Genomic DNA, 14,762 nt, shown 5'->3' with positions numbered 1-14,762 from the left:
GGCGGGCTCCGCAGCCGTTGGCGAAGTCCGGTGCCGGGGCGCCGAGTTCAAGCTGCGATGCCGGGGCGACGGGGCGGCGCTGCGGTTCGGCCGGGCCATCCTGGCGAGAGCGACTGCAGGCCGTGGCGGCGGTTCCGAAGTCGCGCTGCGCACAGCCGACTTCGGGCTGCCGGGCGTACGCGGCAGTGGCGGTGGCGGTCATCCGGCGGGCTCCGCAGCCGTTGGCGAAGTCCGGTGCCGGGGCGCCGAGTTCAAGCTGCGATGCCGGGGCGACGGGGCGGCGCTGCGGTTCGGCCGGGCCGCCCTGGTGAGAGCGACTGCAGGCCGTGGCGGCGGTTCCGAAGTCGCGCTGCGCACAGCCGACTTCGAGCTGCTGGGCGGACCCGGGCTCCGAGCCGCCGGAACCTGCCGGCCGGGCGGCGGCCATGCGGCAGGCTCCTGGGCCGTCCACGAAGTCCGGTGCCGGGATGCCGACGTAGCGCTGCGCGCGGCCGGGCTCCGCCGACCGGACGTGGGCCGCGGTGGCGGGGGCCGGCGCCGAGGTGTCCACGTCGCTCTGCGCGCGGCCGAGCTCCGGCTGCCAGGCGTACGCCGCAGCAACGGTGGCAGGCGCGCGGCGGGCCCCGGGGGCGTCTGCGACGTCCGGTGCCGGAGCGCCGAACTCGTGCTGCGCGCGGCCGAGTTCGAGATGCAGGGCGGGCACGGGAGCGGCCAGGCGGGCGGCGGCCGTGGCGGCCATGCGGCGGGCTTCGGAGGGGTTGGCGAAGTCCGGTGCCGGGGTACCGAGTTCGAGCCCCGGCGCCGGGCGGCGCTGCGGTTCGGCCGGGCCGTCCTGGCGCGAGCGGCTGTGGGCAGCCGTGGTGGTGGCGACGAAGTCGCGTTGTGTGCAGATGGGTTCGCGCCGGAGGGTGGGCCGGGGAGCCGCACCGCCGGGGCCTGTCGGCCCGGCGTACGCCGCGGTGGCGGTGGCGGTGGCGGTCATGCGGTGGGCTCCAGGGTGAGGGAGTCGGTGCGGGTGGCGGGGGAGGTCGGGGTGGGCTGCCACCACCAGCGGACGGTGGCGGGGGCGTCGGTGGCGAGGGCGAGGTGGAGGCCTTGGCCGAGGTCGGTGGAGCGGAGCAGGTGGCCGGTGTTGGTGGGGCGCCAGCCCGGCTGCCAGTCCGGGAGGCGGACGCCCGCGAAGGTCTCCTTGCTCAGGTGGGAGGCCTTGATGAGGGCCTCGCACTCGGCGAAGTCCCGCATGGTGGCGGGTTCGCCGTCCGGGCGGCCGAGCAGCGCGCCGAGCCACTGCATCGCGTACGGGCGGTCCCGGTGGTCCTGGAGGTCGACGCCGACGCTCTGGCCGGAGACCAGCGCCACCGTCGAGTAGGTGGTGCAGTGTGCGACCGAGGCGGTCAGGCCGAGCGCCGGGACGCTCCACCGCCGGTGCTCGTCGCGGGCCAGTTCGCGGGGCCGCAGCGGGACCCCGTAGAGGCTCGCGACCGCCTCGGTGATCAGCCACCGGCCGGCGTCGTTCAGCCGGTGGCCCATCCGGTCGCGCGGCAGGTGCGGGTGGTGGGTGACGAGGCAGTCGATGGCTGCCTCGTCGTCCCGGTGATCCTGCGGCGCGGGCGCACCGGCCGTGCGGGCCTCCGTGGTCGCCCGCCGGACCGTCGGTCCGGGGGCCGCCCACGCGGGCTGCCGGTGCGTCGCGGCGGCGGGGGTGGGTGCCGGGCCGCCGCCCGGCACCCGGCCGGAGTCCGGTGCCCCGCCGGGCACCGGGTCCGGCGTCGGAAGCCGGTCGAGCATCACCAGGTCGGTTTCCGGGCGCTGCTCCTCCAGCCAGTCCCCGGCGGCCCGAACGGCCCGCTCGGCCGTCGTCGCGGGTGCCGCGCCCGGCCCGGTCGTCCCCGCCGCGGCGAGCACCGGGCCCAGCCGGCCGGCCCAGCCGAGCATCACCAGGTCCGTCTCCGGACGCTGGTCCTCCAGCCGGTCCCCGGCGGCCCGCAGGGCCGTGCGCACGGCGCCCATCACGGCCTCGCGTCGAACACCGCGGCAGCGTAGGAGCCGCCGTAGGCGAAGCTGGAGAGCAGCAGGCGTCCGGCGGGGGCCTCGCCGGCCAGGGCGGCGACCAGGCCGAGGGCGCCGGCCGAGCCGTAGGTCTCGCCGATCAGCGCCTTGGGGGTGACCGTGGGGCGGTCGGAGAGGCCGGCCAGGGCCAGGGCGCGGGACTGGGCGACGTCCACCAGGCGGTAGCCGGACGCGGCGGAGACCACGGTGTCGATCTGCTCGGGCGTGGAGTCGGCCTCGGCGAGCGCGCCGCGCAGGGCGCGGGCCCAGGCCTCACCGTCGCGGCCGATCCGTCCGATGCCGGCCGCCTCGCCGGAGGCGCCGAAGCCCCGTACGTCCGCGAGGACGTTCGCGCCGCGGGCGGCGGCGGAGGCCTCGGACTCCAGCAGGATCGCGGCCGCGCCCTCGGAGAGCACGGTGCCGGTGCCGCCGCCGGGGACCACGTGCGCGGTCTTGGCGTATCCGGGCAGCAGGGCCTGGGTGGCCAGGGCCTGCTCGGGGAACTCGTCGGCGACCACGACCATGATCCGGTCGGCCATGCCGCGGGCGATCACCCGGGCGGCCAGCTGGAGCGCGAGGACGGAGGAGGTGCCGCCGTTGGCGATGGTGGCGGTGTAGCCGTGGTAGCGGTGCAGCATGCCGACGTGTCCGGCGGCGGCGTTGACCACCGTGTTGGCGAACATCGCCGGGTTGGCGCCGGTGATGCCCTGTTCCAGCACGCCCTGGTGGAAGTTCAGGACGGAGGTGACCGGGCCGTAGCCGGTGGCGAACACGATGCCGGTGCCTTCGGCCTCGGCGCGCGACGGCTTGCCGTGCCGCTCGTACAGGTCGCCGACGGCGCCGGCGGCGAGCACGCCCAGCGGGTCCATCCGGCGGGCCTTGCTGGGGTTGAGGCGCTTGGCGACGGCCTTGACGTCGATCCGGCCGATCGGGCGCTCGCCGATGCCCTCGACCTGCTCCAGGGTGTCGAAGCCGACCTTGCCGGCGGCGAGCGCGGCGGTCAGTTCGGCGGTGGAGGCGGAGGAGCCGGCCAGGCCCGCGACGCCGGTGACCACCACGTGGTGCACGGGCTGCGTGTGCCGGGCCGAACGGGCGGGCCGGCCGGGCTTGTTGAGGACGACGGTGGCGTTGTTGCCGCCGAACGCGAAGGAGTTGGAGGCGACCACTTCGAGCGGGGCGGGGCGTCCGGCGTTCGGGACGATGTCCAGCCCGAACGGGGAGTCCACGCCGCGGGTGCTGACGGTCGGCGGGATGACGCCCCGGTCGATCGCCATGGTGGAGACGATCGCCTCCACCGCGCCGGCCGCGCCCAGGGTGTGGCCGAGCATCGACTTGGTGGAGCTGGCGGGCGGCACCTCGGCGCCGAACAGCAGCTTCACCGCCTTGGGCTCGGACACGTCGTTGGCGGGGGTGCCGGTGCCGTGCAGGTTGACGTAGTCCACGTCCTCGGGCGCCAGGCCGGCGGTCTTCAGCGCCTGGGCCATCGCGGCGGCCGCGCCCTTGCCGCTCGGGTCGGGGGCGGTCTGGTGGTAGCCGTCGCAGGAAAGGCCGTAGCCGCCGAGTTCGGCGAGCGGGGTGGCGCCGCGTTCGGCGGCCCGCTCGGCGGACTCCAGCACCATGAAGCCGGCGCCCTCGCCGAGGGTGAGCCCGGTGGAGGCGGTCATCGGCGCGCACGGCTCGGGGTCGAGCGCGCCGAGGGCGGAGAAGCCGTAGGCGGAGAGCTGGGCCAGCGGGTCGACGCCGCCGCAGATGACGTAGTCGACCTCGCCCTTCCACAGCAGTTCGGCCGCGTAGCCGAGGGCGACCGCACTGGCGGCGCAGGCGTTGGAGAGCACCACGCGGGGGCCGCGCAGGTCGAACTCGGCGGCGATGAAGTCGCCCACGCACGGGAGTTGGGAGGCGGCGGCCTGGACGGCGTCCAGCACGCCGTCCTTCACCAGGCCGCGGTGCACGTTCTCCAGGGTGGGCATCGCGCCGAGGCTGGAGCCGACCACCACGGCGACCCGGTCGCGGTCCACGGTGTCCAGGTCGAGGCCGGAGTTGCGCAGCGCCTCGCGGATCGCGGTGGCCGCCAGCGCGTAGCAGCGGTCCAGGTCGGCGGGCTGCTCGGCGGTGACCATGCCGGCCCAGTCGGTGAGCAGCTCGGTGGTGTCGAAGAGGGTGTTGGTGCGGATGCCGGAGATGCCCTGGGAGATCGACGCCCAGCTCTTCTCCACGTCATCGCCGGCGCCGGTGATCAGCCCGAGGCCCGTGAGGGCGATGCGTTCGGTGGTCTTGGTCATCAGTGGATCCGGGTGGTGAGCGAGCGGGCGATGACGCGGGGCTGGGTGACGGTGCGCACCGGGGTGTCGGCGCCGTCCTGGTCGGCCGCGGAGAGCTCCAGACCGGGGACCCAGAACGGGGCGTCCAGCTTGGCGACGATCAGTTCCTCGTCGGCGTTGGCGGACGGGGCCTGCCAGATGACGGTGCCGACCTGCTGCCCGCCGGCGGTGACGGGGGTGCCGGCGGTGAAGGCCGCGCCGGCGGGGGCGGCCAGGGCGGTGATCTTCGCGCTCTCGGCGGTGGGCTTGACCAGTTCCTCGGAGCCGAGGAACTCGCCGATCCGGTTCCAGTCGACCATCCAGGCCAGGTCGGCCTCGTGCACCGGCAGGCCGGCGAAGCCCGCGGCGTAGACCGCCATGCCGGCCTCGGCCTGGACCCGCGCCAGGCCCTCGGCGCCGACCTCGGCGCCGCCCTGGGCGAGCACCGCCTCGACGGCGGCGGTGTGGCCGGCCTCGGGGGCGTTGGACAGCAGCAGGTAGCCGTACTCGCCGGTGGTGCCGACCCGGGCCAGGTGGGCGAGCGCGGTGGACTCGCCGGGGACGACGGACTCGGTGACGCCGTGCAGGGTCAGGCCGGAGATGTCGAACTCGACGAACGCGGCCGCGGCGGCCCAGGCGTTCGGGCCCTCGAAGGCGGTGGCGCCCCAGCCCTCGGGGGCGACCTCGACGGTGACGTCGGCCGGGGCCTCCAGGGCCTCCAGGTAGCCGGTCAGGGCCTCGGCGGAGACCGGCGTGCGGGGCAGCAGCCAGGAGTCGTCGCCGATCTCGAAGTGCAGCAGGATCGCGAACGGCGAGCCGTCCTGGTTCAGCGCCAGCGCCTCGCGGACGGTGTCCGGCTCGACGTACTCGCTGGACTTGGCGAGGAACAGGTCGAGGAACTCGTAGCGGTCGCCGCCGGAGATCCGCACCAGCGGGGCGGTGATCGGGTAGACGCCGATGGCGGTGCGGACGGTGGTGTAGTCGTCCTGCGCGGTGCGCGCGGCAGCGGTGGTGGTCATGGCTCGGGTGGTCCTTTCGAGGGTGTTTCGACGGGGTGTCAGATCGCGGGGGTGGGGTGGACGGACAGCTGCCAGGCGGCCTCGGTGGCGGCCGTCGCGCAGCCGATCAGCAGTCCGGAGGAGGTGGCGCGCAGGACGATTTCGGGTGCTCCGGGACCGTCGGTGGCGGGTGCGAGGTGCAGCCACTGCCCGCTGCTGAGGCGGATCGCGGCGGCGGACGCCCAGACCTGACGGAAGGCGGTGGAGTCGAGCTCGTGGCGCTGTCCGGCGGAGTGCAGCACCACGGGGGTGCCGGCCGGGGTGTCCGGGGTGAGCCAGAGCACCGTCTCCTCGTCCGCGCCGGGGGCGTGGATGTCGATCCGGACCGGCTCGGCGGCCTGCTCGGGGGCGGTGACCTCCCAGCTGATCCGCTCCTGCGGGGCGGCCAGCCCGAGCGGGTGCTTCTGCTCCCACTCGCGGACGGTCGGGACGCCCCAGCCGAGGCCGGTGGCGAGGCTGTGCCGGTGGTGCTCCTGGGTGACCCAGGCGCCTGCGCTCCAGCGCGGGTTGCAGCCGAAGGCGCGGGTGCGGGGGGCGGGGCTGCGCAGGACCTTCTTGCCGTCCTCGGTCCAGGAGGTGATGCCGCCGGCGTTCGCCTTGACGGTCACCTTCCGTTCGCCGGTGGCGGGTTCGGCCACTGCGGTGGTGCGGGGTGCGGTGTCCTGGCCGGTGCCGGTGCGGAGTTCGGTGCGCAGCCGGGCGGTGCCGTCGGCGTCGGACTCCAGGTGGCGTTCGACCAGGGTGGAGTGGATCAGCCGGACCGGGCGGCCGGCCGGGAAGGTGATCCCGGTGGTGCCGTCGGTCCAGGCGAGGGTGGAGCCGGCGGGTGCGGTCTGCGCGGCCGCGACCACCTCGGAGGTGTCGCGGACGCCGATGCCGGTGCCGATCAGGTGCTGGACGGTGGTGGTGTCGGGGCCGGTCAGGGTGAAGTCGCCCTGGCGCAGTCCGACGGTCTGGAAGATCCGGCCGGGCCGGGTGGTGTACGTGAAGTGCTGTTCCAGCACGCCCTGGTGGAGCGTGAGGGTGCCGGTGACCTGGTTGCCGCCGGTGGTCTCGCGGACCTGGACGCCGTGCTCGACAGGGTGGATCTCCAGCTCGCGGGCCTGGCCTTCGCGCCAGCCGGCCGAGCGGTCGGCCTCGGCGCTGGGCCAGGTGGAGACGAAGACCGGTCCGTGGTGGCCCTCGGCGTGCACGGTGAGGGTGCCCTCGGCGGTGTCCAGTTCGGCGGTGAGGCCGCTGTCGCCGAAGCGGTGCGGCTCGGCCGGCGCCTGGATTCGGACCTCGTACGGCGGTTCGGCGATCTTCAGCGGCCGGGTGGCGCCCTCGGGGGTGGTGAGCGCCGCGTCCAGCATCAGGCCGCGGTCCACGTCCACGGTGGCGGTGAGCTTGAACTCGCCGAGGGCCAGAGCGTAGGCGACGGTGCGGATTTCGTCCACCACCCGTACGTCGGACCGGAGTTCGTCGTCGCGGCCGCCGGCGACGTTGCCGAAGCTGCTGAGCTGGCCGAGCGCGGCCAGCGCCTCGGGGTCGAGGTCGTGGAAGACGCTGCGCAGGATCAACGGGATGTAGTTGTGCAGCTCCACGTTGCCGTCCTCGCCGGGGACGGTCTCGCCGACCGAGACGCAGCCGACCCGCCGGTAGAGCTTGAAGGCGACGGTGTTGGCCGGGTTGACGGTCAGTCGGAGCACCAGGCAGCCGCAGCGCATCATCCATTCGACGGCTTCGGTGAACAGCCGTCCGGTGATGACGCCGTTGCGGTACGCCGGGGCGACGAAGAACATGTCGGCGATGAGCTCGCCGGCCCGGGCGGAGCGGCGTCCGGTGCTGTGGAACAGCCCGAAGGTGCCCACCACCCGGCCGTCGTCGATGGCGATCAGGAATGTCGCGGTGTCGCGCTCGGCGAGTTCGCGTTCCAGTTCGCCGCCGGTGATTCCGCCCGCCACCGGGTTGGGGTTGTCGCGGTGACGGTTGTAGAGCTCGGCGATGTCATGCGCGTCGCCCTCCTGGTACGGGCGGATCGTGATGGACATTCCACACCTCCTTGTCTGCTCTGGTCCGAAGGGTGACCGGGGGTCAGCCCTTGCGTTCGGTGGTGACGATCAGCGAGCCGGCGGCGGCGAGTTCGGTGCCGACGGTGGCGCGGACGGAGACGGAGCGCAGGCCGCCGAGCTTCTGGCCGAGCTTGGCCTCCAGGGTGAGCTGGTCGCCGGGGACGACCAGCCGGGAGAACTTCATCGAGCTGATCGAGCCGAGGTAGCCGACGCTGGCCGACGGGTCGGCGGGCGCCTCATCGGCGGCGGGGGCCGGGGCCTCCAGCAGTTCGGCGACGTAGACCACGGCGACCAGCTGGGCCATCGCCTCGACGATCATCACGCCGGGCATGATCGAGTGGTCGGGGTAGTGGCCGGCGAAGAACGGCTCGTTCACCGAGACGCTCTTGATGCCGCGTCCGGAGACGCCGGGGACCACGTCGTAGGCGCGGTCGATCATCAGCATCGGCCAGCGGTGCGGGAGCATCCGCTTGATGTCGTCGGAGGAGTAAGCGAAGGTCTTGGGCTTCTCCTTGGCGGCCCCCCTGGTGGGGGTGGTCGCGGTGCTCATGGTCAGACCTCGCGGGCTTCGATGAAGTCGACCAGGGCGTTGATGGAGCCGAAGGCCTCGAAGTCGTCGTCGCTGATCAGCACGTCGTACTCGTTGTTGATCATGACGACGATCTCCAGGGTGTCCAGCGAGTCCATCTCCAGGCCGCGGCCGAACAGCGGCTGGTTGTCGGAGACGACCTCGGCCTCGGCGTCCAGGCCCAGGCGGTCGATGATCATCGACTTGATCTTGAGGTTCTTCTCCAGGCGCTGCTCGGCCTGGGTCCGGACGTCCTCGAAGGTGGCGGTGGACATGGTGCTGCCTTTCCGTTGGGTGGATTGATGGAACGTCAGTTCCGATTTCAGGGGGTGGGTCAGCTGTAGAGCATCCCGCCGTCGACCGTGAGCACCTTGGCGGTGATGTACGAGGCCGCCGGGCTGGCCAGGAAGACCGCCGCCTGCGCGACCTCCTCCGGGGTGCCCATCCGGCCCAGCGGGATCCCCGCCGCGGCCTCGAGCAGCTGGGCCCGGGGCACCTTCTTCACCATGTCGGTGTCGATGAAGCCCGGCGCCACCACGTTGACCCGGATGCCCTTGGCGGCGCCCTCGTAGGCCAGGGTCTTCGCCATCGCGATCACCCCGCCCTTGGAGGCGGCGTAGTTGGCCTGGCCGACCCGGCCGGCGATGCCCGAGGTGGAGGCGATGAAGACGATCGACCCGCCGCTCGCGTACATCTGCTTGGTGGCCTCACGGGCCGTCAGGAAGGCGCCCGTCAGGTTGGTGTTGATCACCTCCTGCCACTTGGCGGCGCTCATCGCCGCGAAGTGGCCGTCGGCGGTGATGCCCGAGTTGAGGACCGCGACGTCCACGCCGCCCCAGGCGGTGCGGATCTCCTTGTACATCGCGGCGACCTGCGCCTCGTCGGACACGTCGGCCTGCACCAGCAGCGCCTTGCGGCCGAGGCCCTCGATCTTCTCCGCCAGCTGCTCGGCCTTGCCGGCGCTGGAGCGGTAGTTGAGCGCGACGTCGCAGCCGTGCTCGGCCAGGTGCAGCGCGATCGCCGCGCCGATGCCCCGGGAGGCCCCGGTGACGACGGCCCTGGTGCCTTCGGTGAACAGCTGACTCATGCCGTGCTCCCGGCGAGGTTGGAGGTGACCTTGTGGCTGCCCGGGTCGAAGCCCTCGACCTCGGTGCCCAGCCCGTTCCGCTCGGCGTGGTTCAGCACCGCCTCGGCGACCGCCAGGTCCAGCACCCCCAGGCCGAACGGGGCGAACACCACGGTGCGGGCGGCGGGCAGTTCGGCGGTGCCGTCGAGCAGCGCGCCGATCTCGGCGGTGACGAAGCGGCGGTGACCCACCTGCTGCTCGGCCTTGTGCAGCGAGGTCTGCTCGCGGATCGCGTGGTCCGCGTCGTCGGTGACGTTGGCCGCGCCCAGCACCGAGGCGACCGACAGGTCGCGCAGCGACAGGTGCAGGATGACCTGCCCGTCGGGGCGGTTCGGATGGTCGGCCAGGTCCAGCCAGTAGGAGGAGTCGGTGGTGGCGATCGAGACCGTGTCGGCGGTCAGCGCCTGACCGAGCGTCACCGCCTTGAACTCGACGTCCGGGTACTCGGCGGCGAGCTCCGCGGCGAACACCTTGGCCCGCTCCGGGAAGGCGTCCTGCAGCAGGACGGTCCGCAGGCCTTCGTGCACCTGGGTGAGGAAGTGCACCACCTGGTGGTTGATGGTGCCGCAGCCGACCAGGCCGACCGTGCGGACCTCGCGGTTCGCGTTCAGCAGCCCGGAGGCGAGCGCCGCGCCGGCCGCGGTGCGGACCGCGGAGATCTGGCTGCCCTCCATCAGGGCGAGCGGGTAGCCGGACTCCAGGTCGTTCAGGATGCACAGGCAACTGGCGCGCTGCTTGCCGCGGTTGACGTTCTCCGGGAAGGACGAGATCCACTTCAGGCCCATCACCGGGGCCGGTCCGCCGAGGTAGGCGGGCAGCGCGATGATCCGCGAGTCGGAGCGGTGCAGCGGGCGCAGGAAGGTGGAGAACGGGAGGTCGGACTTGCCCTGGCTGTGCAGCACGTAGGCGTTGCGCACCAGGTCGATGACGGTGGAGTCGAGGTCCGCGAGCGCGGTCCGGACATCCTCCCGGCCGATGATTCTCATGCCTGGCTCCTTTCTTGGTCGGTCTGCGGCAGGTACTGCCGGAGGTAGGACTCCACCCACTGGTCGTCGTAGATGGTGTCGAGGTAGCGGTCGCCGCCGTCCGGGAGCACGGCGACGCAGGTGGTGCCGGGCTCGACCCAGGACTCGGCCTGGAGCAGGGCGGCGATCACCGCGCCGGACGAGCCGCCGGCCAGGATCGACTCCTCGGCGAGCAGGCGGCGGCAGCCGCGGATGCACTCCGAGTCGGTCACCTTGACCACGCGGTCCGCGAAGCCCGGGCGCAGCAGCGCGGGGACGACCGCCGCGCCGTGGCCGGGGATGGTGCGCTTGTGCGAGGACTCCCAGGGCTCCGGCGGGCCGAAGATCACACTGCCCACGGCGTCCACCGCGACCACCCGGGTGGGCAGCTCCTGCTCCTGGATGTACTCGGCGCAGCCGCGCAGGGTGCCGGTGGTGCCGGCCGCCAGGAACAGGTAGTCGGGGGCTTCGGGGAGGGCTTCGACGATCTCCCGCATGGTGGTGCGGTGAGCGGTCGAGTTGTCCTCGTTGGCGTACTGGTTGGGCCACCAGGCGTTGGGGACGGTGTCCAGCAGGTGTTTGACCAGGGCGATCCGGGCGGGCAGGAACTCGCCGGTGGCGGGGTCGCGGTGCTCGACCACCTCCACCCGGGCGCCGTAGGCCCGCATGATGGCGATGTTCTGCGGGGTGGTGCGCGGATCGACCACGATGATCAGGCCGAGCCGGTGGAAGTTGCACAGCTGGGCGAGCGCGATGCCCAGGTTCCCGGAGGAGGACTCCACCACGGTGGACACCCCGGGCACGATCCGGCCGGTGGCGAGGGCCTGTTCGACCATCGACTTGGCCGCCCGGTCCTTGATGGAGCCGCCGGGGTTGAACCGCTCGCACTTGGCGTACACCTGGAAGCGGGCGGGGGCGAAGAGTCGGTCCAGCGCCACCAGCGGCGTGCCGCCGATCGTGGAGACGATGTCGGGGTCCGGCGGACGGTGCGGGCGTGCCCGCAGCCCGGCGCCGTCGGGGACGAGCACGGTCATTCCGACACCTTTCGGCTGATCTGGAGGCGAAGCTCACTGACGTACTGCTCGCCGTCGGCGTCGGGCAGCCAGGACTCCTCGGGGGCCGGCAGCGGTTCGCTGACGGTCACCCTGGCGTCGGGGTCCGACTGCACCGCCCGGCGGACGAGGTTGGCGAAGGAGAGCACCAGCGTGGGGCTGGTGAAGTCGACCAGGGAGGGCTTGGTCTCCTCGGGGAACTTGACGAAGGCCCGGTCGGGCAGCGCGTTGTCGGTGACCCAACGGCGCACCGTCAGGTAGTCGCGGTGCCGGTCGGCCTTGGGCGCGAGCGCCACGCCGGTGGCGGGCAGCCGCCAGGTCTCCCGGAACAGCACCAGGTCGTCGAGGGTGACCCGGGGGGCGTGCGGGCGGTCCAGGCCGATCTTGAACGCGTCGCAGGCGATGATCGAGATCAGTACCGCGAGCAGTTCGGAGAGCGTGCGGGTGCGGCCGTCGGAGGTGGTCGCGGTGATCGTGCCCTCGTGCTCGGTGAGGGTGATGGCGACGGCGGGCTCGATCCGCTCGCGCTGGTCGAACGGGGCGCGGGTGAAGCCGATCAACCGGTCGCCGGCGCCGATCGGGGCGGGCACCATGCGGCCGCTGTTGCGCTTCCAGCCGACCGGCAGCAGCGGCACCAGCCGCTCGCCGCCGATCGCCCGGTTGACCTTGTCGCGCAGCGAGCCGGCGTCGGCCGTCCAGTCCAGGAACGGCAGGTCGAGGGTGGCCAGGCAGGCGTGCAACTCGCCGAGCACCACCAGGCGTTGGCCGGTGTTGACGGCGTCCACCGAGCGGGCCACCACCTGGAGGTCGGGGCTGTGCACCGCGAGGTGCGGGGAGCGCACCGGCCCGGTGGCGAACACCTTCCTCGCCGCGTCGGCGATCTGATCGACACTCAGGTCGATCCGGGTGGCGCCCTCCGGCACCTCGCCGATGACCTCGCGCCACTTCAGTGCCAGCTCCCGGACGGCCTGCTGCACGGGGTGGTTGTGCTCGCCCCAGAACAGCGCCAGGGTCTGCGGCCAGACGTCGGCCAGCGTGACGGCGGTGCCGGGGCGCTGCCGCTCGGCGGCCTTGCGGACCAGCGCGACCACCTCGGCCTCGACCAGTTCGGCGAGCCGGTTGCCGAACCAGTCGGCGGCGTCGGCGACCAGGGCGAGCGGGCGGGCGATGCCGTCCAGGAAGTCCCGGCCGAGCTCCATCCGGCAGTCCCGCAGGGTGTCCTGGTAGACCAGGGTGCGGCCGGCGTACGCCTTGCCCTCCTCGCGGGAGGCGGCCTGTCCGGTGGTCTCCACGAAGTACGCGTCCAGTGCGTCCAGCGCCTCGACCAGCTGCTCGGCGCTCTCCGCCCGGTCGATCTCGCCCTTGTGGCGGGCGAGTTCGGCGAGCACGGCGTCGTAGCGGACGAACAGTTCGGGGTCGCCGATCGCCGAGACGCGGCGGGCCAGCACCTCCTCGGCGCGCACGTCGACCGGGATGTTGGCGTCCCAGCCGAGCACCCGCTGCCGCAGCAACCGGTTCAGCACCTTGTCCACCGCGGTGCGGGCGCTCGCGGCGTCCCAGCCGTGGTCGGCGATCAGCCGGTCGGCGATCTGCTCGGCGTTGCGGTCGCCGTCGGCGAGCCGCAGCACCTGCGCGTCCTCGGGGCGCAGCCGGACGGTCTTGCGGTTGGCCAGCACCAGCTGCTCGCCGTCCAGGTGGACGTCGGGGCGCAGCATCGGCGGGAACCACCAGCGGGCGCCGGGCTGTTCGGCCATCCAGTCGCCGATCGCGGCGACCGTCCAGCGTTCCAGCGAGGTGCGGGCGGCGGCGACCAGGGCGGGGCCGTGGTCGATGCCGATGGCCTGCTGGGTGCGGCCGACGCCGATCCAGGCGCCGGGGCCGAAGAAGCCGATGGTCTCGGCCTTGGCGCAGTAGCGCAGCCAGTACATGGCCAGGGTGCGTTCGCGCTGGCGGCGCTTGGTCTCCTTGCCGCCGGGGGCGGCGAGCGAGTCGAGGATGCGGAAGACGGTGCGGTTCTGCCAGGCGATGGCCAGGCGGAGTTTCGGGTCGGTGGCGAGGGCGGCGAGGCGGGCGGCCTCGGTGTCCACGTCGGCCCGGTAGGCGGTGTCGAACTCCTCGGCGGTGCCCTCGCCGGCGGCGAGCCGGGCGGCGGCGGCCGGGGCGCGGGTGCCGCCGATCAGGTCGAGGCCGGAGACCGGGAAGCCGGCGTTGCGGAGCAGTCCGACGCCCCAGACCTGCCAGTCGGAGCCGGCCAGCGGGTGGAGCGGGGCGAAGTCCGCCCAGTCCACGGCGTCGGCGGCTTCGACGGCGGGGGCGGTCATCCCGACACCTCCGCCGACTCGCGCTGCTGTTCCCGGTTTTCGGTCAGGCCGGCGGGGGTTTCGGTCAGCACGGCGGCGAGCCGGGCGATGCCTTCGGTGATCTTCTTGCGCGGCACGTTGCTGAAGCACAGCCGGATGCCGTCGTTGTGCTCGCCGTCGATGGAGAAGTGGCCGCCGGGGACGAAGGAGACGCCGTGCGCGGCGGCGGCCTGCGCGTAGCGGGTGGCGTCGGCGCCGTCCTGGTGCCGCAGCCACAGGTAGAAGCCGCCGCCGGGGCGCTGCCAGGTCCACGGGCTGTCGGTGCCGAGTTCGGCGTCCAGCGCGTCGGCCATCAGGGTGCAGCGTTCGCGGTAGCTGTCCCGGTAGCGGTCGATCAGCTCGGTCCAGCCGCTGCGGGAGTAGTAGGCGGCCAGGATGCCCTGGGCGAGGGCGGACGGGGAGAGCGAGATGATCTCGGCGACCCGGGCGAGGTCGTAACGCAGGTGCTCGGGGGCGGCGATCCAGCCGGAGCGCAGACCGGGGGCGAAGATCTTGGAGAAGGTGCCGAGGTAGACCACCTGCTGCGGGTCGAGGGCCTGGAACAGCGTGGTGGTGGTGCCGTCGAAGCCGAGCAGGCCGTACGGGTTGTCCTCGATCAGCAGCAGGTCGAGCTCGCGGCAGGCGGCGAGGAGGGCGGTGCGGCGCGGGACCGAGAGGGTGGCGCCGGTCGGGTTCTGGAAGGTCGGGTTGACGTACAGCAGCCGGACGGTGCGGCCGGCCTCGCGCAACTCCCGGACGGTGGTGCGCAGTTGCTGCGGGCAGAGGCCTTCGGAGTCCTCCGCCGCGGCGTGCAGTTCGAGGCCGGCGGTGCGGAAGGCGGCGGTGGCGCCGGGGTAGGCGGGGGTCTGCACCAGGATGGTGTCGCCGGGGGTGCCGAGGGCGAGGGCGACGGCGGTGAGGCCCATCTGGGAGCCGCTGGTGGGGATCAGGTTGTCGGCGCTCGCGTGGCCGTCCTCACGGGCCATCAGGTCGGCGACGGCGGGCACCAGGGCCTTGGCGACGTGCGGGGTGGTGTACTGCAGGGCGAGCTTGCCGCCGAGGCGGACGAGCCGGGCGAGCTGCTGGGAGATGTCCCCCAGCGGGAGCACGTCCAGGTCGGGCAGTCCGCCCGCCAGGGATATGACGTCCCCGCCCCGTTCGAACAGCCGGGGCATTTCTGCCGCGGGTCTGGTGTCGGTCCACATGGCTGTCGGT

12 protein-coding genes are annotated in these 14,762 nt (G+C 73.3%); all 12 read right to left on the bottom strand.

Going from position 1 to position 14,762, the window contains the following annotated elements; translation table 11 throughout:
• Positions 1-982, bottom strand: a 982-nt coding sequence (locus ACZ6R9_RS05695; RefSeq protein ID WP_465536710.1) for a hypothetical protein, incomplete at its 3' end; no start/stop codon positions are given.
• Positions 979-2,001 carry a 4'-phosphopantetheinyl transferase family protein gene (locus ACZ6R9_RS05690; protein ID WP_465536709.1) on the bottom strand — a complete coding sequence of 341 codons (1,023 nt, stop codon included), beginning with the start codon at positions 1,999-2,001 and terminating at the stop codon, positions 979-981. The genes ACZ6R9_RS05695 and ACZ6R9_RS05690, both read right to left, overlap by 4 nt.
• A gap of 8 nt (positions 2,002-2,009) precedes the next feature.
• Positions 2,010-4,331, bottom strand: coding sequence for a beta-ketoacyl synthase N-terminal-like domain-containing protein (locus tag ACZ6R9_RS05685; RefSeq protein ID WP_380488168.1), 2,322 nt, complete (start codon positions 4,329-4,331; stop codon positions 2,010-2,012).
• Positions 4,331-5,368, bottom strand: a complete 1,038-nt coding sequence (locus ACZ6R9_RS05680) for an aminomethyl transferase family protein (protein ID WP_465536707.1) — start codon at positions 5,366-5,368, stop codon at positions 4,331-4,333. Before ACZ6R9_RS05680 ends, ACZ6R9_RS05685 begins: the two co-directional genes overlap by 1 nt.
• A 38-nt stretch (positions 5,369-5,406) precedes the next feature.
• Positions 5,407-7,437, bottom strand: coding sequence for a GNAT family N-acetyltransferase (locus ACZ6R9_RS05675; protein ID WP_465536705.1), 2,031 nt, complete (start codon positions 7,435-7,437; stop codon positions 5,407-5,409).
• Between the two features lie 43 nt (positions 7,438-7,480).
• Entirely contained in the window at positions 7,481-8,008 is a 528-nt protein-coding gene (fabZ, locus tag ACZ6R9_RS05670; protein WP_380488164.1) for a 3-hydroxyacyl-ACP dehydratase FabZ, read from the bottom strand.
• Positions 8,009-8,010: 2 nt separating this feature from the next.
• Positions 8,011-8,301 carry an acyl carrier protein gene (locus ACZ6R9_RS05665; RefSeq protein ID WP_035864774.1) on the bottom strand — a complete coding sequence of 97 codons (291 nt, stop codon included), beginning with the start codon at positions 8,299-8,301 and terminating at the stop codon, positions 8,011-8,013.
• Positions 8,302-8,360: 59 nt separating this feature from the next.
• Positions 8,361-9,113, bottom strand: a complete 753-nt coding sequence (gene fabG, locus ACZ6R9_RS05660; RefSeq protein WP_380488163.1) for a 3-oxoacyl-ACP reductase FabG — start codon at positions 9,111-9,113, stop codon at positions 8,361-8,363.
• Positions 9,110-10,138, bottom strand: coding sequence for a 2,3-diaminopropionate biosynthesis protein SbnB (gene sbnB, locus ACZ6R9_RS05655; RefSeq protein WP_465536702.1), 1,029 nt, complete (start codon positions 10,136-10,138; stop codon positions 9,110-9,112). The genes fabG and sbnB overlap by 4 nt, the downstream gene beginning before the upstream one ends.
• Positions 10,135-11,190 (bottom strand): 2,3-diaminopropionate biosynthesis protein SbnA, encoded by a 1,056-nt coding sequence (gene sbnA, locus ACZ6R9_RS05650; RefSeq protein ID WP_380488159.1) that lies wholly within the window; start codon positions 11,188-11,190, stop codon positions 10,135-10,137. Before sbnA ends, sbnB begins: the two co-directional genes overlap by 4 nt.
• Positions 11,187-13,529, bottom strand: coding sequence for a lantibiotic dehydratase (locus tag ACZ6R9_RS05645; protein ID WP_465536700.1), 2,343 nt, complete (start codon positions 13,527-13,529; stop codon positions 11,187-11,189). Before ACZ6R9_RS05645 ends, sbnA begins: the two co-directional genes overlap by 4 nt.
• Positions 13,526-14,752, bottom strand: coding sequence for an aminotransferase-like domain-containing protein (locus ACZ6R9_RS05640; protein WP_465536698.1), 1,227 nt, complete (start codon positions 14,750-14,752; stop codon positions 13,526-13,528). Before ACZ6R9_RS05640 ends, ACZ6R9_RS05645 begins: the two co-directional genes overlap by 4 nt.
• Between the last annotated feature and the right edge of the window lie 10 nt (positions 14,753-14,762).

This window comes from Kitasatospora sp. NPDC048662 (genome assembly GCF_055587065.1).
This window is presented reverse-complemented; position numbering and strand designations above follow the sequence as displayed.

What these genes read in the sequence shown, in the direction of transcription:
- ACZ6R9_RS05640 (WP_465536698.1), bottom strand. Translation starts at nt 14,752, where the DNA reads ATGTGGACCGACACCAGACCCGCGGCAGAAATGCCCCGGCTGTTCGAA.
- ACZ6R9_RS05680 (WP_465536707.1), bottom strand. Translation starts at nt 5,368, where the DNA reads ATGACCACCACCGCTGCCGCGCGCACCGCGCAGGACGACTACACCACC.
- sbnB (WP_465536702.1), bottom strand. Translation starts at nt 10,138, where the DNA reads ATGAGAATCATCGGCCGGGAGGATGTCCGGACCGCGCTCGCGGACCTC.
- ACZ6R9_RS05665 (WP_035864774.1), bottom strand. Translation starts at nt 8,301, where the DNA reads ATGTCCACCGCCACCTTCGAGGACGTCCGGACCCAGGCCGAGCAGCGC.
- sbnA (WP_380488159.1), bottom strand. Translation starts at nt 11,190, where the DNA reads ATGACCGTGCTCGTCCCCGACGGCGCCGGGCTGCGGGCACGCCCGCAC.
- ACZ6R9_RS05645 (WP_465536700.1), bottom strand. Translation starts at nt 13,529, where the DNA reads ATGACCGCCCCCGCCGTCGAAGCCGCCGACGCCGTGGACTGGGCGGAC.
- ACZ6R9_RS05675 (WP_465536705.1), bottom strand. Translation starts at nt 7,437, where the DNA reads ATGTCCATCACGATCCGCCCGTACCAGGAGGGCGACGCGCATGACATC.
- ACZ6R9_RS05685 (WP_380488168.1), bottom strand. Translation starts at nt 4,331, where the DNA reads ATGACCAAGACCACCGAACGCATCGCCCTCACGGGCCTCGGGCTGATC.
- fabG (WP_380488163.1), bottom strand. Translation starts at nt 9,113, where the DNA reads ATGAGTCAGCTGTTCACCGAAGGCACCAGGGCCGTCGTCACCGGGGCC.
- fabZ (WP_380488164.1), bottom strand. Translation starts at nt 8,008, where the DNA reads ATGAGCACCGCGACCACCCCCACCAGGGGGGCCGCCAAGGAGAAGCCC.